The sequence below is a fragment of the Burkholderia sp. Se-20373 genome (genome assembly GCF_017104705.1).
In the GTDB taxonomy this organism is placed as follows: Bacteria; Pseudomonadota; Gammaproteobacteria; order Burkholderiales; family Burkholderiaceae; genus Burkholderia.
Map to the genome: position 1 here is coordinate 36,822 of NZ_JAAGPH010000010.1, position 26,835 is coordinate 63,656.

Here is a 26,835-nt window from a genome sequence, read left to right on the forward strand (position 1 = left end):
GGAAGAGACCATGCAAGGAACGCTTTCCCCGCGCGCCGCGCCTGCCGTCGATGCGGCAGTGCAGCAGCGCCGCCGCGCCATCGTCGCGACCGTGATCGGCAACGGTCTCGAATGGTTCGATTTCACCGTCTACAGCTTCTTCGCGGTCATCATCGCGAAACTGTTCTTTCCGACCGGCAACGAACTGACATCCGTGCTGCTGACCGTCGCGACGTTCGGCGTCGGCTTCTTCATGCGGCCCGTCGGCGGCATCGTGCTCGGCATCTACGCGGACAAGGTCGGGCGCAAGGCCGCGCTGTCGCTCACCATCCTCATGATGGCCGCCGGCACCGCGCTCATCGGGCTCGCGCCGACCTACGAACAGGCCGGTATCGCCGCGCCGCTGCTGATCGTCGTCGCGCGGCTGCTGCAAGGTTTCTCGGCCGGCGGCGAGATGGGCGGCGCCACCGCATTCCTCACCGAATACGCACCGCCGGAGAAGCGCGCGTACTACTCGAGCTGGATCCAGTCGAGCATCGGCTTCGCGGTGCTGCTCGGCGCGGCGACCGGCACCTTCGTCACGACGTCGCTCGACACGCAGGCGCTGCATAGCTGGGGCTGGCGGCTGCCGTTCCTGCTCGGGATCATCGTCGGGCCCGTCGGCTACTACATCCGCAGCCATATCGACGAGACGCCCGCGTTCAGTGCCGTCGAAGCGCAGGCGAAAGAAAGCTCGCCGCTGAAGGAAGTGCTGTCCACCTACCCGCGCGAAACGTTCGCGAGCTTTTCGATGGTCATTCTGTGGACCGTCTGCACCTACGTGCTGCTGTTCTACATGCCGACGTATTCCGTGCGCACGCTGCATCTGCCGCAATCGACCGGTTTCGCGGCCGGCATGGTCGGCGGGCTGATGATCATGTGCTGCTCGCCGATCGTCGGCCGGCTCGCTGACGTGTACGGACGACGCGTGTTCCTGTCCGGATCGGCGCTGGCCATCTTCTTGCTCGCTTGGCCGATGTTCGCGTGGATCAACCATGCGCCCGGGTTCATGTCGCTGATCGTGTTCCAGGCCGTGTTCGGCGTGCTGATCGCGACCTACACGGGGCCGATCCTCGCGGCGTTCGCCGAACTGTTCCCGACCAAGGTGCTGTCGACCGGGCTGTCCGTCGCCTACAACTTCGCGGTCACGATCTTCGGCGGCTTCGCGCCGTTCCTGATCACGTGGCTCATCGCCCGCACCGGCAGCAACATGGCGCCTGCCTTCTACGTGACGCTCGCGGCGGCCGTCAGCTTCGTCGGCACGCGCTTCGTGAAGGACGCCAAGCGTGGCGCTTCCGTCAATCGATAAGGATCTCTCTCCATGACCATTACCGTGCTGCAAGGCGGCAACGTACTCGATCTCGAACGGGGCGTGCTGCTCGACCATCATCATGTCGTGATCGACGGCGACCGGATCGTCGAAGTCACCGATCGGCCGGTGGATTTTCCGAATGCGCATGTGATCGACGTGCGCGGCAAGACCGTGATGCCGGGGTTCATCGATTGCCATGTGCACGTGCTGGCTTCGAATGCGAACCTCGGCGCGAACGCGACGCAGCCGAATATTCTTGCCGCGATTCGGTCGTTGCCGATTCTCGATGCGATGTTGTCGCGTGGGTTCACCAGCGTGCGGGATGCTGGGGGCGCGGACTGGAGCTTGATGCAGGCGGTCGAAACCGGGCTGGTGTCGGGGCCGCGGATTTTTCCGTCGGGAAAGGCGTTGTCGCAGACCGGCGGCCATGGGGACTTTCGGCCGCGTGGGGATTTGCTGGAGCCCTGCTCGTGCTGTTTCAGGACGGGGGCGATTGCTCGGGTGGTGGACGGGGTCGAAGGTGTGCGGCTTGCCGTGCGTGAAGAAATTCAGAAAGGCGCGACGCAGATCAAGATCATGGCGTCTGGTGGCGTGGCTTCGCCGACCGATCCGATTGCGAACACGCAGTATTCGGAGGATGAGATTCGGGCAATCGTGGATGAGGCAGAGGCCGCGAATACTTATGTGATGGCGCATGCGTATACGGGGCGGGCGATTGCTCGGGCGGTGCGATGTGGGGTTAGGACGATCGAGCATGGGAATCTTGTGGATGAGGCGGCGGCGAAGCTGATGCACGAGCATGGCGCGTTTGTGGTGCCCACGCTTGTCACTTATGACGCGCTTGCCAAACACGGTGCGGAATTCGGGATGCCGCCGGATTCGGTGGCAAAGGTGGCTTCCGTTCAGCAGAAAGGACGCGAATCGCTTGAAATCTATGCGAACGCCGGCGTGAAGATGGGGTTCGGGTCGGATCTGCTTGGGGAAATGCACGAATTCCAGTGCGGAGAGTTCCGGATCCGGGCCGAGGTGTTGGGGAATCTGGAAGCGCTCAGGTCGGCGACGACGGTGGCGGCGGAGATCGTCAACATGCAGGGGCAGCTTGGGGTGGTTGCCGTGGGGGCGATCGCCGACCTCGTCGTGCTGGATGGGAATCCGCTTGAGGATATCGGAGTCGTAGCCGATGAAGGCGCGCGGGTCGAGTATGTGTTGCAGCGGGGGGCGCTTGTGAAGCGGCAAGCCGGTGGGCGTTGATTTGATGATTTGACGCCATTCGGCTGTTTCGGCAGGCGACGTGTCGCCTCACGGGCCTTGCGGTCGTGACAGTTGTTGAAGGTGGCTGGGGGTGTGAGTCGCGGCGTTTGCGGCAATGGCCGGGGCGGTGTCGCCCCGGCAGTCAGTCGCATTCGGGAAACGCCTGCATTCCACTCGCCAGGGCCGCATCAAGCGGCCCTAGCAGGCGTTATAGCGTCGACGGTCCACGGTCAAGATCGTGGTACGGCTGCTCTCGCAACGCCAACTGGCTGTAATCCGGCGTGATCGTGATCTGCCGGGTCGCGTAGTTGGCGTCCACGTATACGCGGTCGCCAGGCTTGAATCCGAAGATCTTGAAATCAATGTCGATCGCCTCCATCCACGGCAGATACGGCCAGCCTCGCTTGGGAAGGTCCGGGTAGTTGCGCAGGACCAGCTCAAACGTCTTTTGCATGTTGACCGGTTTGTTCTTTCTACGACGTGGCTTAGTATTGGCGTCAGCCATTTCCGACTCCTGGTTCGAGTTGGTGGTGGTCAGCGGGTCGTATGGGTTGCCGCCCATGCGGCCCGCGCTTCTTTGATGCCTTGGGTTTCCCCTTCTTTCTCCCCCTTCGCTACGTCTTGTTGGGCAAGACGACTTTCGTTCGACCATCGGTGCGAAGGGGACTGCGCTCTACTCCCGATGGCGAGAAGCAAGGCTTCAAGACCAGTGTAGTCGGGCTGGCATCTCAGAAATGGGAGATTGAGGGGGATTGGCCGTTAGGTATAGGGAGGTGCGTGCCTCTGCCAGATGCTCTAGGTCTGTGATTTGGGGGACTTGTATCCGGCGGATCGCTAAGGCTGATCGATCCCGAACCATTTCAATTGCGGGCAATACCGCGACCGCGACTTTTCTTAAACTATACGCACACGATCGCTAACGCTCGACGCGTGGATGACGAACGGCAGCTTTGCTGCCATACCCTTAAGGACTGAGCTGGAAGCCAATCGTGCGCGGTTACCGCCAATATCAATGTCAGCAATCGCTTGCGGATTCAACCCGTCGATGCAACGCATTGATGAAACCTCTCCCCGGCAACGACTCAATCTGTTGCTCGCCGCACTCTTTGATTAATTTTAACGCTAGGCACTCTTCCTTCGGTTCGAATTACCTGCCATCCGTTCCACACGACGGCGTCGAGATTCAAGCTTTGCGTCGGCAAGCACATCACCGTTTGGAACTGATTTTCCGGGGCAAGAAAGTGTCGAGAGTAGAATTCAAAAAATCCATCGAATATCAAACTGGGAACTTCATCAAGAATAAGCAGTGTCGGACAGTATTTTCCTGAGAGCCTAGCTGCGGCAGTAGCTAACTCGATGATGACTCGCTCAACTTCTCGACGACTAAGCGAGCGAAGTTCGAGCCCTGGCGCCGTCCCGTTAAGGTCACATCTGAAAGTATTAGAGCCATCCTCATTCGATTCAAAGCGAAGATTTGAAATTTCCGCGTGCTCAAACCCATTTACTTCATTGAGAAGCGATCGGACAGTTTTCTTTTTAATTTTCAACGCCCGAGCAAGCATCTCCAAATCATCACCGATTGAGAAATCAGGACACAATGGCCTGAATACATTGAACCCTATCGGCACGAAAGCGGCAGATTTTCCATCAATGGAATATTTTGTACCATTCTCGTCGCATACAAATTGTAGCTTTTGAAGCTTGGGATTAAGGAGCGAAAGCCGCACCTCAAGGGGCTCGTGAGAATAGTCTTCCCAGCGAGCAAGGCTATTTCGGTCGAAGAAGCCGGCAATCCACTCCGCAAGTGCCGTCTTACCTGTCACGTTTGGTCCGTACACAAGGTTCAACTTCGCTAGTTGCACTGTTTGCGGCGAGGCAAATAGCGGCCCACGAACAACTTCCAGTTCATGCAACCATCCAATCGGCGGATATAATCCTTCGTGTTCTAGCGATACACGAGCCTCGTGTAGCGCCTTATAGCTAAGTAAGGTTTCTGGCGAATACGCAGCACCGCCATTGTTGTCGACAGCTTTGGCATGAACACCACATAACCATATCCCATTGCTTTCGCTACTGAGTTCTGATGTTGACAAACCACCTTGCCCTCGAGGCCCCAGTGCAGAGGCGGAGTATATGTGGGCAGCATATCCAGTTTGCGATGTGGTTTCAGACCTTGGTCCCGGGCCAGCTGTTCTCCGGTTGCATCCCGGAAAGCTGCATACATGCCCCGCCCGTTGCTCGATTTTTCTCCGAACACTTGCAGAAAAATTCTCTCGTGTCATATCCTTCTCGATTTGATTTTGGCCCCAATCAAGTACGCTGCAACGCCTCGACGACAGGAAATAATAGCGCGATGCACGTGGGCTATGAGTGTTGACATAGCAACCGGACCACTTGCAACGCAGCAGACCATACACGGAATTTTCTGCAAGGGGCGATTCACGGAGCGATACAATCGGTTTCCTCACACGTGCTGCCGGAAAGCAGACATTCCACAGCTTTTAGTCAACGTCAGTTCTCTGCCGGGAGCTATCGCTCGCCACCGCCGACAATTGACTGGATGGTGGACTTCGAACAGTCCCGTTTGGGTCGTCGGTAAACTTGGGCTGCCAATGCAACCTTTTTAGGTCACGTGAGCACGCAACCCACCACAGCACCTGCCAACGCCAAGCCATACCTGCGCGTTATCTGACAAGGCGCAGTGCACAAAGCTATGCAGGACCTACGCCCATCCTTTTCGAGATACTCCGTTACCGACCGCTACAACCTCTAAACTGGGCACGAGCGCAACGGCCGCTTGTACCGCATCAGCGCCGCCGGCTCGCCCTCAGCAAAGCTGAGCGTCATGTACTTCTCGTAGTTCCATCAGTCTTTCCATCGATCCAATTAAGGCTATCGCCCTCTATGGTCCGATACCGACGACCCACACTAACCATCACAGCGCTAAGCTACGGAGCAACACGTTTTGGCAGGATCGTACGAACAAATCCTGAATGTATTATATTAGAATCGATTGCCTGCAAGTGAACAGATCCAGTCGTGTAAAACGGACATCCTCAAAAAAACCAAGAATGAAAATTGACCAATATTATCAGAGACTTAACAAGAAATCGCAGACTATTTTTACTGCGACGCTTGAGCGGCCTGAGGTACTTGCCAAGGGACACAGCGCCGCGCTTGACTTATATCGCTTGAGATCCTGTATCGACGGCGACGAAGCTTCGATGCTCGACGTTGTATGTACCCAATTTGAAACGAGTTGCTTAACCCTAACATACGGGTTGTACAGATCCGCGTTTACATCACTTCGGCTAGCACTCGAATTTGGATTGAGCGCACTGCATTTCTCAACCAACAAACTAGCATATCGTGAATGGCGCAATGGACTCACGGAGGCCGACATAAAATGGTCAACAATTAATAGTGAAGATTCCGGGGTATTTTCACAGCGATTTGCTTCGGCCTTTTTCCCCGCATTGAGCGAGCACACGGGAGATTACAGGAGACGTGCCGCACAAGTTTATCGGAGGTTATCTGAATACGTGCACGGAAATAACGCCACATGGAAGGCAACAGGCCTTGCACTTTCATACAATTCGATACTGCACGACTCGTTCCTTGCGCACCTAAATGAGGTTAGCGAAATTATCAATTTTGGCATTTGTTGCCGCTTTCTGGGTGAGCTCCCCCCCACTCAACTCGAGGAAATTGAGCCGATTTTAATACCAACATTCGCGCACATAGAACCCATTCGAACTATTTTCGGCGGCCCGAAGGATAGCAAATGAACGAATTCTATCTCAGAACAGAAAGCATTAAAGCGGACGAGATTTTTGATCTATTTGTGGCCAGCAAAGAAGATCTCAATATCATCAAAGCACTTCGTTCACCAGAGCCGTGTATTTTAGAGGGCTCCCGAGGTACCGGAAAATCATTCTTGATGCGAATCGCACAACAAGAAATTGATGCAAGTGAAAAAAATTGCGTCCCGGTTTTTCTGTCATTCAATGTCAGCTCATTAATAAATACAGACGACGCACATCAATTCTATCACTGGATGCTAGCGAAATCGCTTAGGGCCTTGTTGAATGCCTTGAAAAAAAAGGGCTTCGCAGTTTCAACATTTAGCGCGGGACTCCTGAGCAGAGATGAGATGGACGACGGGGAGACTATCGAGAGAAATCTTGAGAAACTCGTAAAGGAATTTGAGGCATCCTACAAGAGCGGCGCCTCGGTGAATATTGACGCACTACCAGATATCGAAGAAGTTAAAGAGGCAATTCAAGAAATCTGTCTCGACAATGATATTAGTCGAGTTTATTTTTTCTTCGACGAAGCCGCTCACGTCTTTCGCCCGGAGCAGCAGCGGCAATTTTTCAGCTTATTCAAGGACCTACGATCCCCCTATATTACATGCAATGCGGCCATATACCCTGGGGTAACGTATTTTGGCGACTCATTTGAGCCGATACACGATTGTTTGTACAAAGTTATTGAGCGCGACATTCGCGATCCCGGATATATTCAATATTTCAAAGAAATGGCTTTGAAGCAAGCTGACACAGCCGTGCGCGATGCCATCACCAACAATTCCGATCTTTTCTCAACACTAGCCTTTTCCGGTGGCGGAAATCCTCGAATGATATTAAAAACAATTCAGGATTTGCCAAAATTCAATAGTTCGAACGTGGATCAGATGCTAAAGGATTTCTATCGAACGAAAATATGGTCGGAACATACTGCGTTAGGGGAAAAATATAAAGGCCACAAAAGTCTTATCGACTGGGGACGGGATTTTCTGGAACGGACGGTTATTCCGACACTTCAATCGTACAACGATACGCGCAAACAAAAGCGTAGCGAAGAGTCCAGCATCTATTTCTGGATTCACAAGGATGCCCCCGAAACGGTAAAGGAGGCCTTGCGCCTATTGACGTACACTGGGGTCATTCGAAAAACAGACGCAAGCATTCGTGCGACTCGTTCAGAATTAGGTGCGCGGTATGAAGTAAAATACGGATGCCTACTGTCGCTCTTTGCCAATCCACATAGTGAGTCAAAGGATTTCTACCAGACATTATCGGTTAAGAAATATGTCGAATTCGGAAAGAGTCACTCGGCTTACTCGTCGATATCAGAGCTATCGTCGGCCATTGAGGACGATGAAAAATTCGTTACCTCAGTCCAAGCGATGATGCATCGTCCGATTTCCGTCTTGTCCATGCTGAGCAGATGGCAGATAGAAAAATTGCAGCAAGCAAAAATCCATTCCGTGGAGGATTTGTATAGAAAAACGGAAGCCGATCTCATTGAGAGTATCTATGGAGTGGGTCCTGCACGTGCCCGAGTAATAAAGAATGCGGTTGCCGCCGAATTGCTCGAATATCTATCAGGCTAGAACGAAAATAGGTCTTCATCGAAGGGCTTTACGCCAACACCTTTATTCGTCTGTGGGCACGGTGGATTTGCCTGGCAGCTTCCGTTAGACAATGGACGTCTGCTGCGGAGACCCGTTCACCGTGCCTCAGTCTTTCGCAAGTAGCGCTTAGTCGCGCCATTCGGCCAGCGCTCCGGTAGCTCTCATGAATCAGGACGGACGGCCCGGTCGATACCTCCTACGCAATCTAAGGATGCCACTGTGTGCGGGACACGGGCGACCCGCCAATACCCATTGACGCCTCGAAACCAGACGACCACCTGAACATCATTAGATGCCATTTCGAGCCTGCATGAACCTGTCCTTCAGGACGCGATGTGCTTCTGCATGAAAACGCTTAACGGATCGTCCGTGTAGTCACCAAACGGTCCCCGCCGCTGATATCCGGCAGATGCATACAAAGCCAGCGCGTCATGTTGATGGGGGCCAGTCTCAAGCCTGATCACCTTGCAACCCGAGTCGATTGCCCGTGACTCAAGCATAGTCATCAGCTTCCTCGCGACTCCCTTCCCGCGGCCTCGCGGGCTGATATACATGCGCTTCAATTCGCCGAATTCGGGGTTGAGGACGATCGCCCCGCACCCGATTGCCTTACCCTCGCTGTCCCGCGCAACGGCGAACAGCACATTGGATTGATTCAGTAACGCGATATCCAGAGCGTGCCGGCTCTCAGGTGGGTACAGGGTGTCCTGGTACGCATCCAGATCGGCGATGAGGGCGATCACGTCGGGTTGATCGGGAGGCTCGAAAGCGATAGTCATGGCAGACAAAGCTATGCAAAAAGGGAAATTGAAGTACCCGGCGAAGTAGCAGCACTCGACATCGATGACGCTCGGGTCTTTAGCCTCCGATTGTCAGCGATGCTTCCGGTACTGTCGAACCTCTCAAAAATGCGGGCAAATCCGATCACCTCGTGATATCGCCCGACTCTACGGCCATCAAGACAATTGCATCCTATTGAACAACCGCGTCGACCATCGCTTGCGCTTCGGACACAAACCGTGAATAGCGCCTCTGTTTGGGCAATTGCTGCGCGTAACAAGCTGGCCGCTGTTCCTCCGCCAAGTGCCCCGCACTGCAAGCGACAACCGTCGGCAACGTCGCATCCCGCCACAGAAGATAAACCCGCGCCCCCTGCCTGACCGACACCATCAACGTATTCGGCCCGTCCGGCATCCCGTCCTGGCTGTCACCCAACAGCAACGCCTTCACCACCGCATCAGCCGGTTTCCGCTTCACCGGCACTTCGGCAAACCGAAACTCTGCAGCGTCGCCGCCGAGCACGTCGGTGTAAAACGTCTCGTTATCGAAAATCGCGGCGACATCATCTGCCGACTTGATCCCCGCATCTGCCGTCGCCACCCAAGCCTTCAAAAGCGGAACCGTCGTCGCAACGAGATTCACCTTCCCGTCATTCGACTTCAAGAGCAGTCCATCCGGCCCGGGCGTCATCCCGTTGTCGATGTAGAGGGTCTCCACGGTACTCCCCGCCTTCGCGGAAAAGCCTCTCGCCCTGACCGCCCCGACAAGCTTAACCAGCCGCGCATTCACCTCGGCCGTGTATTTCTTGTCCAGATCCGCCTGATCTTCCATCCGCGCCGCTGTAATCGTGTCGACGGCTTTCTTCCGAAAGGCGAGATAAGAATCAGTAGGCGACGCAATCACCTTCGCCCCCACCGCAGCCGCCACCGCGACGAGCACCGCCGCCCCCACCCCGATCTTCCACTTGGAAATGCGTTTCATTTTTATAGACGTCACTGAATCCCGCGCAAACATGCAAAAACGGCTGCCGTAACCCCACGGCAGCCGTCCCTCAGAAACGCCTTATTCTAAATCGCGAATCAGACTTTACTCATCCACCTTGAAAGCCGACACCAGTCGGGTCAATTCCGCCGCCTGCTGCCTCAAGCTCGCCGCGGCCGCCGCGCTTTCTTCCACCAGCGCCGCATTCTGCTGCGTCATCTGATCGAGCGACTGCACCGCATCGCCAATCTGATCGATACCGGCACTCTGCTCCAGGCTCGCCTCGGCGATCTCGCTCATCATCGCGCTTACGCCTTGAACCTGCGAGACAACGTCGCGCATCACCTTCCCGGCCTCACTCACCAGCCGCGACCCGGTATTCACCGTCCCCGCGCTATGCTCGATCAGCGTCTTGATCTCCTTCGCCGCCTGCGCGCTGCGTTGCGCCAGATTCCGCACCTCAGAAGCCACCACCGCAAACCCACGCCCCTGCTCCCCGGCCCGCGCCGCTTCCACGGCCGCATTCAACGCCAGAATATTCGTCTGAAACGAGATACTGTCGATCATTACGATAATCTCGGAGATCCGCTGCGACGCGTCGCTGATCTCCTGCATCGTGGTCACGACTTCACCCACCACCTGCCCGCCGCGCGCCGCCGTATCGGCAGCACCGTTGATCATCTTCGCGGCCGTTGTCGCCGTCTCGGTGTTGTTCCGCACCACGGCCGTGATCTCTTCCATCGACGAAGCCGTGCGCTCCAGGTTGCTCGACTGCCCTTCGGTGCGTTCACTGAGGTCCGCATTCCCGGTAGCAATCTGCGCCGACCCGGTCGCAATCGACGAGGAAGCCGCGCGAATGCTGTGCACCAGCGTCGACAGCGACGACACGAACCGGTTGAACGCATCCGACAACTGCCCGATCTCGTCCTGGCTCTCGACCGTCATCCGGCGGGTGAGGTCACCCTGACCGCTGGCGATTTCCGACAGCAGCGTCGCCGCGCGGCGGATCGGCGCGGCAATCGCACGGCCCACCAGCCAGATCACGAGCAGCGCGACACCCAGCCCCACCACCGCCGCAACCAGCGCCGCGCTACGAATCGCACGCGTCACCGGCCCGAGCAGCTCAGCCTGCGGCACCTCGACAACCACATACGCATTCAACTCCGGAATAAACGACGTCGCGATGAAACGCGCGCCGCCATCACCGTTGTAGCTCAGGTACGCATACGGCTGCCCAGCCAACAGCGTCGCCGACGCATCCCCCGGCAACCCCTGCTGATCCTTCATGAAATGCTTGCCATCAATCAGCGACGAATCGCGATGCATCATGATCGCGCCGTCAGGACGCACGAGATACGCGAACCCCGTCTCACCAATCCGGTACGCTGCAATGCCCTTCGCGAGCGCATCGACGGACAAGCTCATGCTGGCCGCACCAATCGGCACACCATCAAGCTCGACACGGCTGTTGATGAACATCATGTAACCGCCGACCGTCACCTCGCGGTCCATGTTCACGTCGAACGCCTTTCCGGACGACAGGAAGCCGGTCAGCCACTGATCCTTGTCGGTCACTTTCCGCTGCAGGCCGGATTCGTTGTAGTAGTTGCCGCTCTTCACGGACACCCACTGCACCGACGCCGCCTTCTGCTCGTCCTTCACGTTCTTCGCGAGCTGGATCCAGTTGCGCGTGCCGGCGTCGGGTTCGCCGTCGGCTTCCCATTGCAGCAGGAACGCATCGCGCGCGAGAATCCGCGACGCGGCAATCGGCCCGGCCATCTGCCGCTGCACGTCGGCGCGGATGCCGTTGACGGCCGTCGGCAGCTCTTCGCGCACGACGCGATCGCGCACCGCGTTGCCGATCAGACGGAGGCTGAGTCCGCTCGAAATCGCGACGAACACGAGCAGGCAACTCGTCATGCTGAGAATCAGCTTGTTCTGTATGGAAAGCTTGCGCCAGAAATGCATGGGGAACCCTCGATAACCGCTCGGTCTGAGCCAGATTGGGTTATCGGCATGCACGCGCAGAACCGCATCGCTGATCTCACATGCTCATCATGCGAGATTCGTTATGTCGTTGTCAGGCGGGCATATGCGCCCGCTTATAGATGCGCGAACAACGAAAATTCAGCGGCAATCAGTATGCAACGAAGATCGTGACACGCCGGTTGCGCGCTCGCGCGGCCGCATCGTCCCCCGCGACGAGCGGCTGCGTGTCGGCCCGCCCGATCGCCGCGAGCCGGTGCGGGGCGACGCCGCGCTCCGTCAGGTAGCGCACGACGCTCCCCGCGCGCGCCGACGACAGCTCCCAGTTCGATTCGTATTTCGCGTTCGCGATCGGCACGCTGTCGGTATGCCCTTCGACGAGAATCTCGCCGGTCGCGTGATCGCTGAGTGCCTGCGCGATCTGGTTCAGCACCGGCGACGAATCGGGCAGCAGCCGCGCATCGCCGACGTTGAACAGGATCTTCGCGTCGATGCCGATCTCGACACCATGCGGCGCTTTCACGAGCGAGATCCGGCCGTTCGACTTCAACGAATCGAGCAACGCAAGCCACGGCGGTGCGTGCTCTGGCGTCACGGTAACGGTAGCAGCAGCGGATGCACTCACCGCGCTTTCCGCATGCCGCGCAAGCGTCTGGTACCGCGCATCGAGCGCGTTGTATTTCGCGAGCTGGAGCACGTACAACGCGAGAAACAGCACCATCAGCGTCGTGATGAGATCCGCGTACGAAATCAGCCAGCGGCCGGATTGCGCGCCTTCGAGTTCGTCGTCGTCGCGATCGGCGGCGGAGGCACCGTCAGTTCGAGCAGTCATGCGATTGGCATTCCGGGTTCGTCGTATGACACACGCGCATCACGCGAGCGATTCGGCCGCGCGCCCGCGCACGTCACCGGTCAGGCGCGTCTCGATCGTATGCGGCGATTCCTTGCGCGAAATCGCCAGCAAGCCGTCGAGATACAGCTTGCGAAACCGCAGCTCGCTGTCGATCTGCGCGCGCAGCTTGCCGTAAAGCGGCAGGAACACGAGGTTCGCGAATGCCAGCCCGTACAGCGTCGCAATGAACGCGACCGCGATGCCCGGCCCGAGCTGTGCCGGTTCGAGAATGTGGCTCGTCACCTGCACGAGGCCGAGCACCGAGCCGAGAATGCCGAACGTCGGCGCATAGCCGCCCGCCTGCTGCCACACGCGCGCAGCAGCGAGGCGGCTGCGTTCGTAGGCATCGAGTTCGCGCTGCAACGCGTCCTCGAGCACGGCGGTCGATACACCGTTCGCCAGCAGTTCGAGCCCGCGGCGCGCGAACGGATGGATGCCGCTCACGTCCATCGATTCGAACGCGAGCAGCCCGTCGAGCTTCGCGCGGTCGCCCCATTCGAGCAGATCGGACAGGTTCTTGCGATCGACTTCGCGTGCCCGCACGAACGCGAGCCGCAGTTGCTTCACCGCGTCGAAGAAGCGCGCCCACGTGTTCTGGATCATCACCGCGCCGAGCGTGCCGCCGAGCACGATCACGAGCGCCTCGAACTGGAACAGCATCGAGAAATGCCCGCCCTCCAGCGCGAAACCGAACACGATCGCCGCACCGCCCAACAGCACACCGGCCAGGGTCAACAGGTCCATGCGCGTCTCCTCGTCATGCGTCCGATGCCGATGCGACAGGCGCCGTGCCCACCGCCGGCGCCTTCGCCGCGCGCACGGCATCCAGCACGCGTTGCTCGATATCCTCGATCTCGACCGGATCGAGCTTGAGCTCGCGACGCATCACCCACGACACCTCGTTGCGCCGCGCCTCGGTCATCACGGAGAACAGCTTGTCCGCCACCGCGCGATCGTCGAGATTCGCGATCAGCTTCGCGAGATCGTATGTATCGAACGCGCTGATGACGTCGAACAGCGTGCGCTGGTCGATCGACACAAGATCCTCCAGCGCACGCACCTCTCCGCGACGCGCGTTGCGTCGCGAGAAGTACGTCACGCCCTTCTGTTCGACGTAACTGAGCACCTTGGATTTACGGAACGCGAACAACTCGTCAGCAATCTCGCCGTTCGACAGCTTGTTGAGCAGCATCGTCTTCTCGACACCGATCAGCGCTTCGAGGTCGGCCAGCTCGATGAGCTCGAGTTCGCTGTTGATCGACAGGTCGAGATCGTGATCGGCGACCTGCTGCGCGCGATCGATCACGCGCGCGGCGTCGAACGTGACGACCTGGCGCGCATCCGACGACGCCGCATAGTCGACCGCCCCGCCCGCATGGTCCGCCTGCGCCGCTTCGATCGTGACGAGATTGAGCTTCTCCATGCGTCGCAGCATCGCGAGCACGTGCGGCCGCGAGTGGCCGGCAATCGCGCGGCATTTGCGAATCACGTCGGCGAGCGGCACCGAGGTTTCGGCCGCGTGAGCCTGCATCGGCCGGCGCGCCCAGGTATCGCCGCCATCGCGCGCTTCGGCGCCCGCCATCAACGACAGCACATGCGCATACGACAGCACGCCCGGCATGAAGTCGGCATGGGTGTAGGTGGCGAGCTGGTCGTCCTTGCGCTTCACGCGGCGGATCATCGTTCGCACGATGTGACGCAGCAGCGCCGACACGCGCTCGATTTCGTCGTCGAGCATGCCGGCCGGCACGACCGTCAGCTGACAGAATGAAAGCGCCTTCGCGGTATGCGCACGCGGCTCGGCTGCGAGCAGCGCCGATTCACCGAAGAACTCGCCGCGGCCGAGTGTCGCGACGACGACGCGCTTGTCGTCGCATCGCGTGGACAGCTCGACCTTGCCGTCGGTGATCAAGAAGATGACGGGCTCACCCGCAAAGCCCTCGGAGTAAATGATTTCCCCGGGCGCCGCTGTACGCGTCCACGATTGCTGACGATTCACGTCGATTCCCCTGCTGCGCTGATTTTTTCGGACTGCGCGTCGCACGTCGAAAGCATGTGATCGCGAGTCATCCCCGTGACTCGTTTACGTCAGCGTGCTCAACATCCTTTAGGGAATTCGTCCTCGTTTCGAACCGAAATCAAGGTAAAACGTTTGCGAGTCGCGCAGCCACAGCGGAAAGTTCATTTCGATGCCTGCGCGTGTAGTGCAATTGAAAGCGCCGAGCGATTCCGCGCGTCAGAACTCCATGTCGAGTTCGTCGATGTCTTCGTGCTCCGCCTTCGCCGCATCGATCCACTCCGCGACGAACGGATGCGCGAGCACCTGCATGCAGTACTCGGCGATATCGGGCTCGAGCTTCACGTCGTAGGTCAGGAAGCGCGTGACGACCGGCGCATACATCGCGTCGGCAATGCCGATCTCCGCGCCGAACAGCCAGGGGCCGCCGTACGCGGCCAGGCACTCGCGCCAGATCGTCACGATCCGCTCGATGTCGTGCTGCGCCCGCGACCAGATGCGGAAGCCGGGGAAATGCGCGCGCAGGTTCATCGGCAACGCGGAGCGCAACGCGCTGAAGCCGGAATGCATCTCGCCGCAGATCGACCGGCAATGCGCGCGGGCTCGGCGGTCTTCAGGCAGCAGCCGCGCCTGCGGCCGGATTTCGTTCAGGTATTCGGCGATCGCGAGCGTGTCCCACACCGTGTTGCCGTCGTGGGTGAGGCACGGCACGAGAATCGACGGCGACAGCAACAGCAGCTCCGCGCGCGACGCCGCGTCGATCGGCACGCTGACCGTCTCGAACACGAGCCCGCTCAGCTTCGCGAGCAGCCAGCCGCGCATCGACCACGACGAGTAATTGCGGCTGCTGATGGTCAGCGTCGTCTGTCCTCCGGTGACTTCCATGTCGCTCCCCTGTTCAAGACCGTTCGTGCCCCTGCACCGAAAACGGACGCCGCGTGGCGTCACCCGCACCATGCCGGTGCCGCGCATTCGCCGGACTGGCGCAGCGCCGCACCCTGTCGCGTCACGTGCCGCACGACAGGCCGGCCGGGCAACGCATCGCGTGCGGCTGCCGTGTGTCGCGTGCCGCCTGCGTCGCCGCGTTCCCGAACCGCGTGCAACGCGCGTGCCAGCCGCAGGCTGGCACATCGCTTGCCTCGTTCCATGCAACGCGGCACAACGAGCGACAGCCATGAATCTGCTTGCCTATCCGTTCTATCAATGGTCTGCGGAATGCACGCGCCCAGCGCGCGCCTGGGCCGCCGCCGCACGCGCGACGATGTCGCTGTGGCCGCCCGCCACCGCGACGCCGACCGGCCGCATGCTCGACGCGCTGTGCGAACTGCTCGAATGCTGCGCGTTCTCGCATCGGCGTCCGCCGTTCGGCATCGCGTCGATCGTCGTCGACGGTGAAACGGTGCCGATCGTCGAGGAAGCCGCCGCGGGCACGCCGTTCGGCACGCTGCTGCATTTCCGCAAGGCGCGGCCGGTGGCGCGCCAGCCGCGTGTGCTGATCGTAGCTCCCATGTCCGGGCATTTCGCGACGCTGCTGCGCGGCACCGTGCAGACGATGCTCGCCGACCACGATGTGTACATCACCGATTGGCACAACCCGCGCGACATCCCGCTGACGGCCGGACGGTTCGGCTTCGACGAATACGTCGCGCACGTGATCGACTTCATCCACCAGATCGGCCCGGATGCGCACGTACTCGCGATCTGCCAGCCGACCGTCGCCGCGCTCGCGGCAGTCGCGTTGATGGCTGCCGGCGGCGATCCGGCGCAGCCCGCGAGCCTGACGCTGATGGCGGGCCCGATCGATTGCCGCGTGAATCCGACGAAGGTCAACGCGCTCGCGACGAGCCAGCCGATCGAATGGTTCGCGCGCAACCTGATCAGCGTCGTGCCGGCGGGCTTCGTCGGGGCGCAGCGCTGCGTGTATCCGGGCTTCGTGCAGGTCGGCGCGTTCATGTCGATGAATCCCGATCGCCATGCGGCGTCGTTCGCCGATCTGTATTACGAACGCGCGAAGGGCGACCCGGCAAAAGCCGACACGCTGCGGCACTTCTACGACGAATACTTCGCGACCGCCGATCTCACCGCGGAGTTCTATCTGGAAACGGTCGAGAAGGTGTTCCAGCAATACGCACTCGCGCGCGGCGAGCTGACGGTCGGCGACCGGCTCGTCGAACCGGCGGCGATTCATCGCACCGCGCTGTTGACGATCGAAGGCGAGAAGGACGATATCTGCGCGGTCGGCCAGACGGTGGCCGCGCAGGAGCTGTGCTCGGGGTTGCCGCCGTACCTGAAAACGCACCACGTACAGACGGGCGCAGGCCATTACGGCGTGTTCAACGGCAGCCGCTGGGAAACGCAGATCTATCCGATCGTGCGCGCGACGATCCACGACAACGAGCCATACGATCGCACGGCCGATGCAGACGGTAACCCGGACGGCACGCACTACGTGACGTTGCGCGCGCTGCTCGACGCCCGCACGGCCGCGCACGATGCAGCGACCGGCACGCAATCTCAGCTCGCCCACTGAAGCCGGACGGCGCTGAAAATGAAACGCCCCGCCGGGGGTGGCGGGGCGTGAGGTGCGGCAGCGTGCCGACGACGCGCGAGGGAGCGGCTCGCGCGTCAGCCCGCGTTACGAACAGGCCTTGCCGTGCGACGCGTGGTAACCCTTCGCCTTCGCGTCGGCTTCCGACATGTAGCTGCCGTGCTTCGTCTTGCCGTAGTACTTGTCGGTCGAGCAGTGGTAGACCTTCGTGCTGTCGTTCGCCCACACCTTGCCCGCGCCGCCGCCCGGCGCTGCCGCCGCGGTCGTTGCTGCCGCGCTCTTCGCCGGCGCGGTGCCCGATGCAGGAGCTGCTGCGGAGGCTGCCATGGCCGGCGCCGCGGCCGGTGCGCTCGCGGCTGCCGCCGACGATGCGCCGTACCAGGTCTTCACCCCCTTGTGGCCGGCGCACGCACCCTTCTTCGATGCGCCCGAGTAGAACGAGCCGTCCTTGCACAGACCGGTCGTGCCGGCCGGCGCGCTGGCCGGAACCTGCGCGAATGCACCGATCGACAACCCCATGCCGGCGACCAGCGCGGCGATCAACATCGTCTTTTTCATAGTCCTCTCCTGATTTGCCTGAATGAAGCCTGCGTTCCCGGTAGTCCCGGGAAAGTCGCGGTTACCGCACCCAGCGGCACACGCGATGGTGGTGATGATCGACATGACACACACGGTGCGAATGCGCTTCGGCCAGTGCCGGAGCAAGAACGGCACATGCCACTGCGGTGGCCGTCAGGATCTTCGCGATGCGCTTCATGAAACTCTCCCGGGTAACTCAACCGGTGATCCGGCTGGTACCTCCTTAACGCCGGACGTCGACTCGCCGTGCACCGCGTGCACGCGCAATTGACGATCTTTGACATCGCGGCGCCGTCAACGCATCGAAGCTGACGAATGTCTTTCTTTTCTTTCCGGATCTTCAGCTTCGCGACCTTTCGGAATTCGAAAGAATGTGAATCGGGAAACGCGGATCGCACGGAAACCTCGGTGGAACGCGCAAGAAAAAACCGCCACGAAGGCGGTTTGTCACAAACAGGCGTACGGACGACGCACGCGAAAGCACGGCGGCAGCTACGCCCCCGCCTCGCCCCACGGCGTCGGCGACGGTACCGCGCATGGCCCCTCGACATCGATCGACGTGAAATCGGCGGGCCCGACGATCTCCAGGTACTCCATGTCCGGCGAGTAGTCGAACAGGTAGTGAACGATCCCCGGCGCCTGGTGCACGCAGTCGCCGGCCGCCACCAGCGTTTCCTGGTCGCCGTACATGAAGCGCGCCCAGCCCTTCAGCATGATCACGATATGGAACTCGGCCTCGTGACGGTGCCAGCCGGTGCCCGCCTCCGGTGCATGATTCGCCCTGACGAGTTGCGCGACGACCTTGCCGTTCGTCGCAGCCGCGATGCCGAGATCGCGATACAGGAAGAAGTCGCGCAGGCCTTCGCCGCGATACGCGGTGTCCTGCGGCTTCACATGGGAAAAGGCGGTGGTGATCGGTGTGCTCATCGCGGTGCTCCTTCATTGAAAGGATCCCGCGTGACAAGCATTTAGCGTTCCAGTATGCGACGTCGCGGATGATGCGCGACGTCGCCCGCCCACTTACTTCAACCGCCCCGACAGAAACTGCCCGAGCCGTTCGCTCTTCGGATTCACGAGAATCTCCTGCGGATCCCCTTCCTCCTCGATCTTTCCCTGATGCAGGAAGATCACGTGATTCGACACGTTGCGCGCGAAACCCATCTCGTGCGTGACGACGACCATCGTGCGGCCTTCCTCCGCGAGCTTCTGCATCACCTTCAGCACTTCGCCGACAAGCTCCGGGTCGAGCGCCGACGTCGGCTCGTCGAACAGCATCACTTCCGGCTCCATCGCAAGCGCGCGCGCAATCGCCACGCGCTGCTGCTGGCCGCCCGACAGGTGCGACGGATACATGCCCTCGACGCGCGGCGCGAGGCCGACCTTCTCCAGGTACTTGCGCGCCCGCGCGATCGCTTCGTCCTTGCCGACCCCGAGCACGGCCATCGGCGCTTCGATGATGTTCTCGAGCACCGTCATGTGGGCCCACAGGTTGAAGTGCTGGAACACCATCGACAGCTTCGTGCGCATCCGCTGCAGCTGCTTCTGGTCGGCCACGCGCAGCGAGCCGTTGCGGTCGCGGGTGGTCTGGATCGGCTCGCTGCCGATCGTGATCTGCCCCGAGCACGGCTGCTCGAGGAAGTTGATGCAGCGCAGGAACGTGCTCTTGCCGGAGCCGCTCGAGCCGATGATGCTGATCACGTCGCCGGCCTTCGCCTTCATCGACACGCCCTTCAACACCTCGTTGTCGCCGAACTTCTTGTGCAGGTTGTCAACGGTAAGCTTGTACATGCTGGGTCCTTCCTTGCGAATCTTGCGAATGCGTTAATGGCCGCGCGGCGAGAGGTACGCGAGCCAGCGCGTCTCGAGCTTGCGGAACGCCCAGATGAGCGTGAACACGACGGCGGCATACAGCACGGCCGCGATGCCGTAGGCCTGGAACGACATGTAGGTCGCCGAATTGACGTCGCGCGTGACCTTCAGGATGTCGGGCACGGTCGCGGTGAACGCGAGGGTCGTCGCGTGCAGCATCAGGATCACCTCGTTGCTGTAGCTCGGCAGCGAGCGGCGCAGCGCGGAAGGCAGGATGATCCGCGTGTAGAGCTTGAAGCGCGACATCCCGTAGGCCATGCCGGCCTCGATCTCGCCGGCCGACGTCGCCTTGATCGCGCCCGCGAAGATCTCGGTGGCATACGCGCATTCGTTCAGCACGAACGCGAGCAGCGTGCAGTTCATCGCGTTGCGGAAGAACGTATCGAGCAGCACGTGGTTGTGCACGACCTGCAGGCTGTAGATACCCGTGTAGCACATCAGCAGCTGCACGTAGAGCGGCGTGCCGCGGAACACGTACGTATAGAGCCACACCGGGCCGGAGATCCAGCGGTTCGACGACGCGCGCGCGATCGCGAGCGGCACGGCGAGCGCGAAGCCCAGCGCGATCGACACCACCAGCAGCCACAGCGTGATCGCTAGGCCGCTGAAGCGGTAGCCGTCGGAGTAGAGATAGCTTTGCCAGTACTGGCTGACGAGTTCGATCACAGTGCGAGCCTCCGGACACCGACGGAATAACGCTTCTCGAGGTGATGCAGCACGACGTTGGAGACCGTCGTGATCGCGAGGTAGATCGCGCCTGCAGCCAGCGTGAAGAAGAAGAAATCGAGCGTGCTCTTGCCCGCGTCCTGCGAGGCCTTCACCACATCGGCGAGGCCGATGATCGACACGAGCGCGGTCGCCTTCACGAGCACCTGCCAGTTGTTGCCGATGCCGGGCAGCGCGAAGCGCATCATCTGCGGGAACAGGATGCGGCGGAACACGCGCCAGCCGCTCATTCCGTACGCGAAGCCCGCTTCGAGCTGGCCGCGCGGCACCGCGAGGAACGCGCCGCGGAACGTCTCGGTGAAATACGCACCGTAGATGAAGCCGAGCGTGATGACGCCGGCCACGAACGGGTCGATGTCGATCTGGTCCCAGCCGAGCATGTCGGTGACGTTGTTCAGCAGGATCTGGATCCCGTAGAACAGCAGCAGCATCAGCACGAGGTCCGGCACCGCGCGGATCAGCGTCGTGTAGAAGGTGCCGATCGACTTGAGCACGCGGTTCGTCGACAGTTTGGCGCTCGCGCCGATGAGGCCCAGCACGAGCGACGCCGCGAGCGACAGCACCGCGAGCTTCACGGTTTCCACCGTGCCGGCCCACAACAGCGGGCCAAATCCTTGGAAGATCATAGGAGGGATCCAGAACGATGTGGCTGGATTGTCAATAGCCATTACCCAGGCATCAAACGATATCTGCGCACTACCTGATGCAACCTGCTCATCAAGTCGGACGCATCGCGCGAAGCGGGTTGCACCCGCGACAGACGCGGCGCGCACCGCAACCGATGCGCGCCGCGTGGCGGATCAGCCGCCGTAGACGTCGAACGCGAAGTACTTCTTCTCGAGCTTCTTGTACGTGCCGTCCTTGATGATGTCGGCGATCGCGTGGTCGATCTTCGCCTTCAGGTCGGCGTCGTCCTTGCGCAGCCCGATGCCGGCGCCGTTGCCGAGCGTCTTCGGATCGTCGATGTCCTTGCCCGCGAATGCGAAGTTCGCGCCGCGCGGCGTCTTCAGGAAGCCGATGTCGGCCTGCACCGCGTCCTGCAGCGCCGCGTCGAGGCGGCCCGACATCAGGTCCTGGTACACGCCGTCCTGGTTCTGGTAAGGCACGACCTGCACGCCCTTCGGCGCCCAGTACGCCTTCGCGTAGGTTTCCTGGATGGTGCCCTGCTCGACGCCCACCGACTTGCCCTTCAGCGATTCGGCCGTCGGCTGCACGTTCGTGCCCTTCTTCGCGACGAGGCGCGTCGGTGTGTTGAACAGCTTGTCGGAGAACGCGATCTGCTCGGCACGCGCCGGCGTCATCGACATCGACGACAGCACGCCGTCGAACTTCTTCGCCTTCAGCGCGGGAATCATCCCGTCGAAGTCGTTCTCGATCCACACGCATTTCGCCTTCAGGCGGGCGCAGATCTCGTTGCCGAGATCGACGTCGAAGCCGACGACCTTGCCGCTTGCGTCCTTCGATTCGAACGGCGGATAGCTGGCGTCGACGCCGAACCGGATCGTCGACCAATCCTTGGCGTGGGCACCGACCGCGATGCAGGCAAGGGCAATACTGAGCGCGAGTTTCTTCATGGCGTTCCTGTCAGAGGCGAACTGGGCCGGGTTCCGTCGGGCAGCGCCGCCGTGAACCCTTCCAACCCGGAGGCCGCCCCTTTCGGCGACACCCCAAGTTGTACATACAACTTTGCCTTTTCAGAAGGTGCGCCAGCAATCCGTGTTTATCTCTAATTGTCGGCTCAATAGGATCGTGGGTTGCAAATTTCCTTATATTTCAATTAATTGCGAATTACATCGAGCTAAACAACCGCTTTCTCCGCGCGCTGGCGCACGGCCGGGAGCGGGATTTCAGTTGTCTAGACCTGTCGGCGCCGCGTTGCGCGGCCCGTCCGCCATGCCGACCGTTTCCAGACCGACCAGCCGGTAGCCGAACTGCAGCTCCGTCAGCAGATGCCGCGGGCGCGCCGGCACCGGCTCGAGCTTCTGCCGCAGGTTCGTCATGTACACGCGCACGTAGTGCGCGCGGTCCGCGTCGTGGATGCCCCAGACCTCCGCCAGCAATTGCCGCGCGGCGATCACACCGCCGCGCGCACGAATCAATGCGGCGAGCAGCCGGAATTCGAGGCGCGTCAGGTGCACGGGCGCGCCACCGCGCGCCACTTCGTGCTTGCCGAGATCGACGGTCACGTCGCCGAACCGCACGATCGACGACGACTGCCCGTCAGCCGACACGAACGCCGCGCGCCGCAACTGCGCGCGTGCCCGTGCGAGCAGTTCGGGCACGCCGAACGGCTTCGGCAGGTAATCGTCCGCGCCCGCATCGAGCGCCGCGACCTTCTCCACTTCCTGCTGCCGCGCCGACAGCACGATCACCGGCACCGTCGACCATTCGCGCAACTCGCGGATGAAGGTCTTGCCGTCGTCGTCCGGCAGCCCGAGGTCGACGATCACGAGATCGGGCTTGCTGCTCGACGCATACATCCGCGCCTCGCGGGCCGTCGACGCCTCGCAGGTGTCGAGCCCTTCCTGTTCCAGCGCCATCCGCACGAAACGGCGGATGTCCGCTTCGTCCTCGACGATAAGTACGCGCGATCTGATCATGTCCGGCTCTCGTGTTCGATATCGGGCGGCGCGCCCAGTGGCAGGCGAATCTCGAATCGCGCGCCGTGCGGCTCGAGCGGCACCGCGCGGATCGACCCGCCGTGCGCGTTGACGATGCTGCGGCACAGCGCGAGCCCGAGCCCCACGCCGCTGATCGACGATTCCTTGCGTTCGCGCTCGAACGGCTCGAACAGCGGCTCGGTGTTGCGCGCGATGAAGCCGGGGCCGTCGTCCTCGACGAACACGTACAGCGTTTCGCCGAACACGCGCGCCCGCACCGCCACGGCCGCGTCCGTGCCCGCATACTTCGCCGCGTTGTCGAGCAGGTTCATCAGCACGCGCTCGATCAGCAGCGCATCGACGTCGATCAGCGGCAGGTCGGCCGGCAAGTCGGTGCTCACGTCGCGGCCGGCCAGCACGCCGGCCGAATGCGCGAGCGCGCTGCCGACGATCTCGTCGAGCATGTGCCATTCGCGATTCAGCCGCACGCCCTCGCTCTGCATGCGCGCGAGATCGAGCAGGTTCACGACGAGCCCGTGCAGCGCCTCGGCCTGGTTGCGGATGCCGTGCGCGAGCGCGGCCGGCTGCCCGTCGGCCAGCCGCTCGGGCCGCTCCAGCGTCTCGGCGAGCCCGCGGATCGCGGTCAGCGGCGTCTTCAGGTCGTGCGATACCGCGGCGAGCAGCGCGTTGCGCAGCCGCTCGCCTTCGATGCGGACCAGCGTGTGCTGCGCGACACCGACGTAGTGCACGCGTTCGAGCGCCATCGCGATCGACGAGCACAATGCGTCGATCAGGCGGCGATCGTCGAGGTCGGTGGGCACCGGCTGCGCGTCGCCGAACAGCACGAGCACGCCGCGCACGCGCATCGGCGCCTTCAGCGGCAGGTACTGCGCGGCCGCGCGCTCGAACGGCGGCAGCCCGCACCCGGCGCCGCGCGCATGCTCGTAGACCCAACTGGCGATCGGTGCTTCGACGAACCGGGCGTGCTGCGCCGGCATCAGGTGATCATCCGCATCCGGCAGCACGAGCGCGACGCGCACGCCGAGCAGCGGCGCGATCGTGCCGGCGCAGATCGATGCGATCTGCTCGGTCTCGATCGCCGCCGACAGGTCATGCGCGACCCGAGCCAGTGCCGCCGAGCGCTTCTCGTTCGCGCGTGCGGCGCGCGCCTCCGCACGCAGTCGCGCCGCGAGCTGGCCGATCGCGAGCGCGACGGCCAGCATCAGCGCGAACGTGAACACGTATTGCGTATCGGACACCGCGAACGACAGCCTCGGCTCGACGAAGAAGAAGTCGAAGCAGCCGACGCACACGAACGCGGCCCACGCGCCGGCGAGCCGGCCGAGCCGCAGCGCGATCAGCACGACGGCCATCAGGAACAGCATCACGACGTTCGACAGGTCGAACACGCGCAGCAGCGCGCTGGCTGCAAGTGTCACCAGCGCGCACACGAGCGTGGCGAGCAGCAGCGGCACCGCGTACTGCGACATCCACACGTGCGTGCGCGGTCGCGCTTCGCGCACGGCCAGCGTCGGCTGCGTGTCGGGCCCGGCGCCCGCGATGCGGTCGGCCAGCGTCGCGCCTACACGCAGCACGCCGCGCCAGCGGTCGCGGCGCACGCGGCTCCCACTGCGGCGGGCGGCGGTGTCCCGCGGCCCCGTTACCCGTCGATTCGCTTCGCTCACGTTCACATTCACATCCATGATCGCTTCCGGCAATTGAAACGCCGAACGGCCCCGCGCACGCCATGAAGGCGTGAGCGGGGCCGCGACGGCGCGTTCGGTCAGATAAACGGCGTCAACAACATGTCGATCAGCTTGATGCCGATGAACGGCGCGATGATGCCGCCCACGCCGTAGATCAGCAGGTTGCGCCCCAGCAACTTCTCGGCCGGCTCCGCGCGATACTTCACGCCTCTCAGCGCGAGCGGGATCAACGCGACGATGATCAGCGCATTGAAGATCACCGCCGACAGGATTGCCGACGTCGGGCTGTGCAGCGCCATCACGTTCAGCGCGCCGAGCGCCGGATACGTCGCGACGAACGCGGCCGGGATGATCGCGAAATACTTCGCGAGATCGTTGGCGACGCTGAACGTGGTCAGCGCGCCGCGCGTCATGATCATCTGCTTGCCGACCTCGACCACCTGCATCAGCTTGGTCGGGTTGCTGTCGAGGTCGACCATGTTGGCCGCTTCCTTCGCCGCCTGCGTGCCGCTGTGCATCGCGACGGCCACGTCGGCCTGCGCGAGCGCGGGCGCGTCGTTGGTGCCGTCACCCGTCATCGCGACGAGATGGCCCTTCGCCTGATGCTCGCGGATCAGCCGCAGCTTGTCCTCGGGCGTCGCCTCGGCGAGGTAATCATCCACGCCGGCCTCCGCCGCGATCGCGGCCGCGGTGAGCCGGTTGTCGCCGGTGATCATCACGGTCTTCACACCGACCTTGCGCAGCTCGGCGAAGCGCGCGGCGATCCCGTGCTTGACGATGTCCTTCAGCTCGATCGCACCGAGCACGCGCGAGCCGTCGGCCACGACGAGCGGCGTGCCGCCGCGTCGCGCGATGTCGTTGACGGCCGTCTCGACCGCTTGAGGAAACACACCGCCGAGCGCATCGACGTGCGCGCGGACCGCCGACGCCGCGCCCTTGCGCACCTGACGCTCGCCGATGTCGAGGCCGCTCATCCGCGTGCGTGCGCTGAACGGCACGGTGATGCTGCCGGCGGTCGCGGCCACGTCCAGCGAGAAACGCTGCTTCGCGAGCGCGACGATCGAGCGCCCTTCCGGCGTCTCGTCGGCGAGCGACGACAGTTGCGCGGCCTCGGCCAGCGCACGCTCGTCCACGCCCGGCGCCGGCCGGAACTGCACGGCCTCGCGGTTGCCGAGCGTGATCGTGCCGGTCTTGTCGAGCAGCAGCACGTCGACGTCGCCAGCCGCCTCGATCGCACGGCCCGACGTCGCGAGCACGTTCGCACGCATCATGCGGCTCATCCCGGCGATGCCGATCGCCGACAACAGCGCGCCGATCGTCGTCGGGATCAGGCACACGAGCAGCGCGATCAGCACGGTCAGGCTCACCGCCGTGCCCGACGCGTTCAGCAGCACGCTGAACTGCGAGAATGGCAGCAGCGTCACGCACACGAGCAGGAAGATGATCGTCAGCGCGACGAGCAGGATCGTCAGTGCAACCTCGTTCGGCGTCTTGCCGCGCTTCGCGCCTTCGACCATCGCGATCATCCGGTCGAGGAACGCTTCGCCCGGTTGCGCGGTGATCTTCACGATGATCCAGTCGGACAGCACGCGCGTGCCGCCCGTCACCGACGAGAAATCGCCGCCCGACTCGCGGATCACCGGCGCGGATTCGCCGGTGATCGCCGATTCGTCGACCGACGCGACGCCGTCGATCACTTCGCCGTCGGCGGGAATCGTGTCGCCGGCTTCGACGAGCACGATGCTGCCGGCCGCGAGCTCGTCGCTCGGCACGCGATGGCTGGTGCTGCCGAATTGCTTCGGCTCGTCGAGCACCTTCGCGTACACGCGCTTGCGCGCCGCGCGCAGCGCATCGGCCTGCGCCTTGCCGCGCCCTTCGGCCAGCGCCTCGGCCGCGTTCGCGAACAGCACGGTGAACCACAGCCAGCACGCGACCGCGAGGATGAAGCCGGCCGGCGCGTCGCCCGTGCCGGCCAGCGCCTGCAGCCACAGCACGGTCGTGACGATGCTGCCGAGATACACGACGAACATCACGGGATTCTTCAACTGCACGCGCGGCGCGAGCTTGCGGAACGCCTCGCGCAGCACGGCCGTCCAGCGCATCGGCGGCACGCCGCCGGCCGGCATCGCCACTGGATGGATCGGGGTTTCG

At 61.9% G+C, this 26,835-nt stretch carries 24 protein-coding genes; 5 read left to right on the top strand and 19 right to left on the bottom strand.

Annotated elements, in window-relative coordinates:
• The first annotated feature begins 10 nt into the window (after positions 1–10).
• Together G3N96_RS05930 and G3N96_RS05935 are read left to right on the top strand one after the other, a co-directional pair.
• Positions 11–1,327: an MFS transporter gene (locus tag G3N96_RS05930; protein ID WP_206136626.1), complete on the top strand. Its 1,317-nt coding sequence runs from the start codon at positions 11–13 to the stop codon at positions 1,325–1,327.
• 12 nt (positions 1,328–1,339) lie between these two features.
• Positions 1,340–2,581, top strand: a complete 1,242-nt coding sequence (locus tag G3N96_RS05935; protein WP_206136627.1) for an amidohydrolase family protein — start codon at positions 1,340–1,342, stop codon at positions 2,579–2,581.
• Positions 2,582–2,789: 208 nt separating this feature from the next.
• Here G3N96_RS05935 and G3N96_RS05940 read toward each other — a convergent pair whose 3' ends face one another.
• The gene (locus G3N96_RS05940; protein WP_241022504.1) at positions 2,790–3,143 is read right to left on the bottom strand and encodes a hypothetical protein; all 354 of its coding nucleotides are present in this window, start codon (positions 3,141–3,143) and stop codon (positions 2,790–2,792) included.
• A 520-nt stretch (positions 3,144–3,663) separates the two neighbouring features.
• Positions 3,664–4,674, bottom strand: a complete 1,011-nt coding sequence (locus G3N96_RS05945) for a hypothetical protein (RefSeq protein ID WP_206136628.1) — start codon at positions 4,672–4,674, stop codon at positions 3,664–3,666.
• Positions 4,675–5,652: 978 nt separating this feature from the next.
• Between G3N96_RS05945 and G3N96_RS05950 the strand changes: the two genes are divergently transcribed.
• Positions 5,653–6,369, top strand: coding sequence for a hypothetical protein (locus tag G3N96_RS05950; protein WP_206136629.1), 717 nt, complete (start codon positions 5,653–5,655; stop codon positions 6,367–6,369).
• Positions 6,366–7,979: a hypothetical protein gene (locus G3N96_RS05955; RefSeq protein WP_206136630.1), complete on the top strand. Its 1,614-nt coding sequence runs from the start codon at positions 6,366–6,368 to the stop codon at positions 7,977–7,979. Before G3N96_RS05950 ends, G3N96_RS05955 begins: the two co-directional genes overlap by 4 nt.
• Before the next feature lie 344 nt (positions 7,980–8,323).
• Here G3N96_RS05955 and G3N96_RS05960 read toward each other — a convergent pair whose 3' ends face one another.
• The 7 genes from G3N96_RS05960 to G3N96_RS05990 all read right to left on the bottom strand — a co-directional run bounded on the left by G3N96_RS05960 (position 8,324) and on the right by G3N96_RS05990 (position 15,541).
• Positions 8,324–8,779, bottom strand: a complete 456-nt coding sequence (locus G3N96_RS05960) for a GNAT family N-acetyltransferase (RefSeq protein WP_206136631.1) — start codon at positions 8,777–8,779, stop codon at positions 8,324–8,326.
• A gap of 193 nt (positions 8,780–8,972) precedes the next feature.
• The gene (locus G3N96_RS05965) at positions 8,973–9,761 is read right to left on the bottom strand and encodes a hypothetical protein (RefSeq protein WP_206136632.1); all 789 of its coding nucleotides are present in this window, start codon (positions 9,759–9,761) and stop codon (positions 8,973–8,975) included.
• Positions 9,762–9,866: 105 nt separating this feature from the next.
• The gene (locus G3N96_RS05970; RefSeq protein ID WP_206136633.1) at positions 9,867–11,729 is read right to left on the bottom strand and encodes a methyl-accepting chemotaxis protein; all 1,863 of its coding nucleotides are present in this window, start codon (positions 11,727–11,729) and stop codon (positions 9,867–9,869) included.
• Between the two features lie 169 nt (positions 11,730–11,898).
• Positions 11,899–12,579 carry an OmpA family protein gene (locus tag G3N96_RS05975; protein WP_206136634.1) on the bottom strand — a complete coding sequence of 227 codons (681 nt, stop codon included), beginning with the start codon at positions 12,577–12,579 and terminating at the stop codon, positions 11,899–11,901.
• A 39-nt stretch (positions 12,580–12,618) separates the two neighbouring features.
• A complete protein-coding gene (locus G3N96_RS05980; RefSeq protein WP_206136635.1) occupies positions 12,619–13,383 on the bottom strand; it encodes a flagellar motor protein in 765 nt (254 codons plus the stop codon).
• A 13-nt stretch (positions 13,384–13,396) separates the two neighbouring features.
• The gene (locus tag G3N96_RS05985; protein ID WP_124576203.1) at positions 13,397–14,638 is read right to left on the bottom strand and encodes a cyclic nucleotide-binding domain-containing protein; all 1,242 of its coding nucleotides are present in this window, start codon (positions 14,636–14,638) and stop codon (positions 13,397–13,399) included.
• A gap of 237 nt (positions 14,639–14,875) precedes the next feature.
• Positions 14,876–15,541: a glutathione S-transferase family protein gene (locus G3N96_RS05990; RefSeq protein ID WP_089497507.1), complete on the bottom strand. Its 666-nt coding sequence runs from the start codon at positions 15,539–15,541 to the stop codon at positions 14,876–14,878.
• A gap of 289 nt (positions 15,542–15,830) precedes the next feature.
• Between G3N96_RS05990 and phaZ the strand changes: the two genes are divergently transcribed.
• Positions 15,831–17,186 (top strand): polyhydroxyalkanoate depolymerase, encoded by a 1,356-nt coding sequence (phaZ, locus tag G3N96_RS05995; protein ID WP_206136636.1) that lies wholly within the window; start codon positions 15,831–15,833, stop codon positions 17,184–17,186.
• Positions 17,187–17,291: 105 nt separating this feature from the next.
• On the opposite strand, the gene G3N96_RS06000 is transcribed toward phaZ, so the two are convergent.
• From G3N96_RS06000 to kdpB, 10 genes are all read right to left on the bottom strand, one after another.
• Entirely contained in the window at positions 17,292–17,762 is a 471-nt protein-coding gene (locus G3N96_RS06000) for a DUF3761 domain-containing protein (protein WP_124576201.1), read from the bottom strand.
• 61 nt (positions 17,763–17,823) lie between these two features.
• Positions 17,824–17,961 carry an HHHH-motif protein gene (locus G3N96_RS06005; protein WP_167316040.1) on the bottom strand — a complete coding sequence of 46 codons (138 nt, stop codon included), beginning with the start codon at positions 17,959–17,961 and terminating at the stop codon, positions 17,824–17,826.
• A gap of 314 nt (positions 17,962–18,275) precedes the next feature.
• Positions 18,276–18,710 carry a cupin domain-containing protein gene (locus G3N96_RS06010; RefSeq protein ID WP_206136637.1) on the bottom strand — a complete coding sequence of 145 codons (435 nt, stop codon included), beginning with the start codon at positions 18,708–18,710 and terminating at the stop codon, positions 18,276–18,278.
• Between the two features lie 93 nt (positions 18,711–18,803).
• Positions 18,804–19,571, bottom strand: coding sequence for an ATP-binding cassette domain-containing protein (locus G3N96_RS06015; protein ID WP_089447253.1), 768 nt, complete (start codon positions 19,569–19,571; stop codon positions 18,804–18,806).
• A 33-nt stretch (positions 19,572–19,604) separates the two neighbouring features.
• Positions 19,605–20,318, bottom strand: coding sequence for an ABC transporter permease (locus tag G3N96_RS06020; RefSeq protein WP_124576200.1), 714 nt, complete (start codon positions 20,316–20,318; stop codon positions 19,605–19,607).
• Positions 20,315–21,004 (bottom strand): ABC transporter permease, encoded by a 690-nt coding sequence (locus G3N96_RS06025; protein ID WP_124576199.1) that lies wholly within the window; start codon positions 21,002–21,004, stop codon positions 20,315–20,317. The genes G3N96_RS06020 and G3N96_RS06025 overlap by 4 nt, the downstream gene beginning before the upstream one ends.
• 174 nt (positions 21,005–21,178) lie before the next feature.
• On the bottom strand, positions 21,179–21,952 hold the full coding sequence (locus G3N96_RS06030; protein ID WP_206136638.1) for an ABC transporter substrate-binding protein: 774 nt from the start codon (positions 21,950–21,952) through the stop codon (positions 21,179–21,181).
• A 273-nt stretch (positions 21,953–22,225) separates the two neighbouring features.
• Positions 22,226–22,978, bottom strand: coding sequence for a response regulator (locus G3N96_RS06035; protein WP_206136639.1), 753 nt, complete (start codon positions 22,976–22,978; stop codon positions 22,226–22,228).
• Positions 22,975–24,681: a DUF4118 domain-containing protein gene (locus G3N96_RS06040; RefSeq protein ID WP_206136640.1), complete on the bottom strand. Its 1,707-nt coding sequence runs from the start codon at positions 24,679–24,681 to the stop codon at positions 22,975–22,977. Before G3N96_RS06040 ends, G3N96_RS06035 begins: the two co-directional genes overlap by 4 nt.
• Positions 24,682–24,761: 80 nt before the next feature.
• A complete protein-coding gene (kdpB, locus tag G3N96_RS06045; protein ID WP_206136661.1) occupies positions 24,762–26,786 on the bottom strand; it encodes a potassium-transporting ATPase subunit KdpB in 2,025 nt (674 codons plus the stop codon).
• Positions 26,787–26,835: the final 49 nt, after the last annotated feature.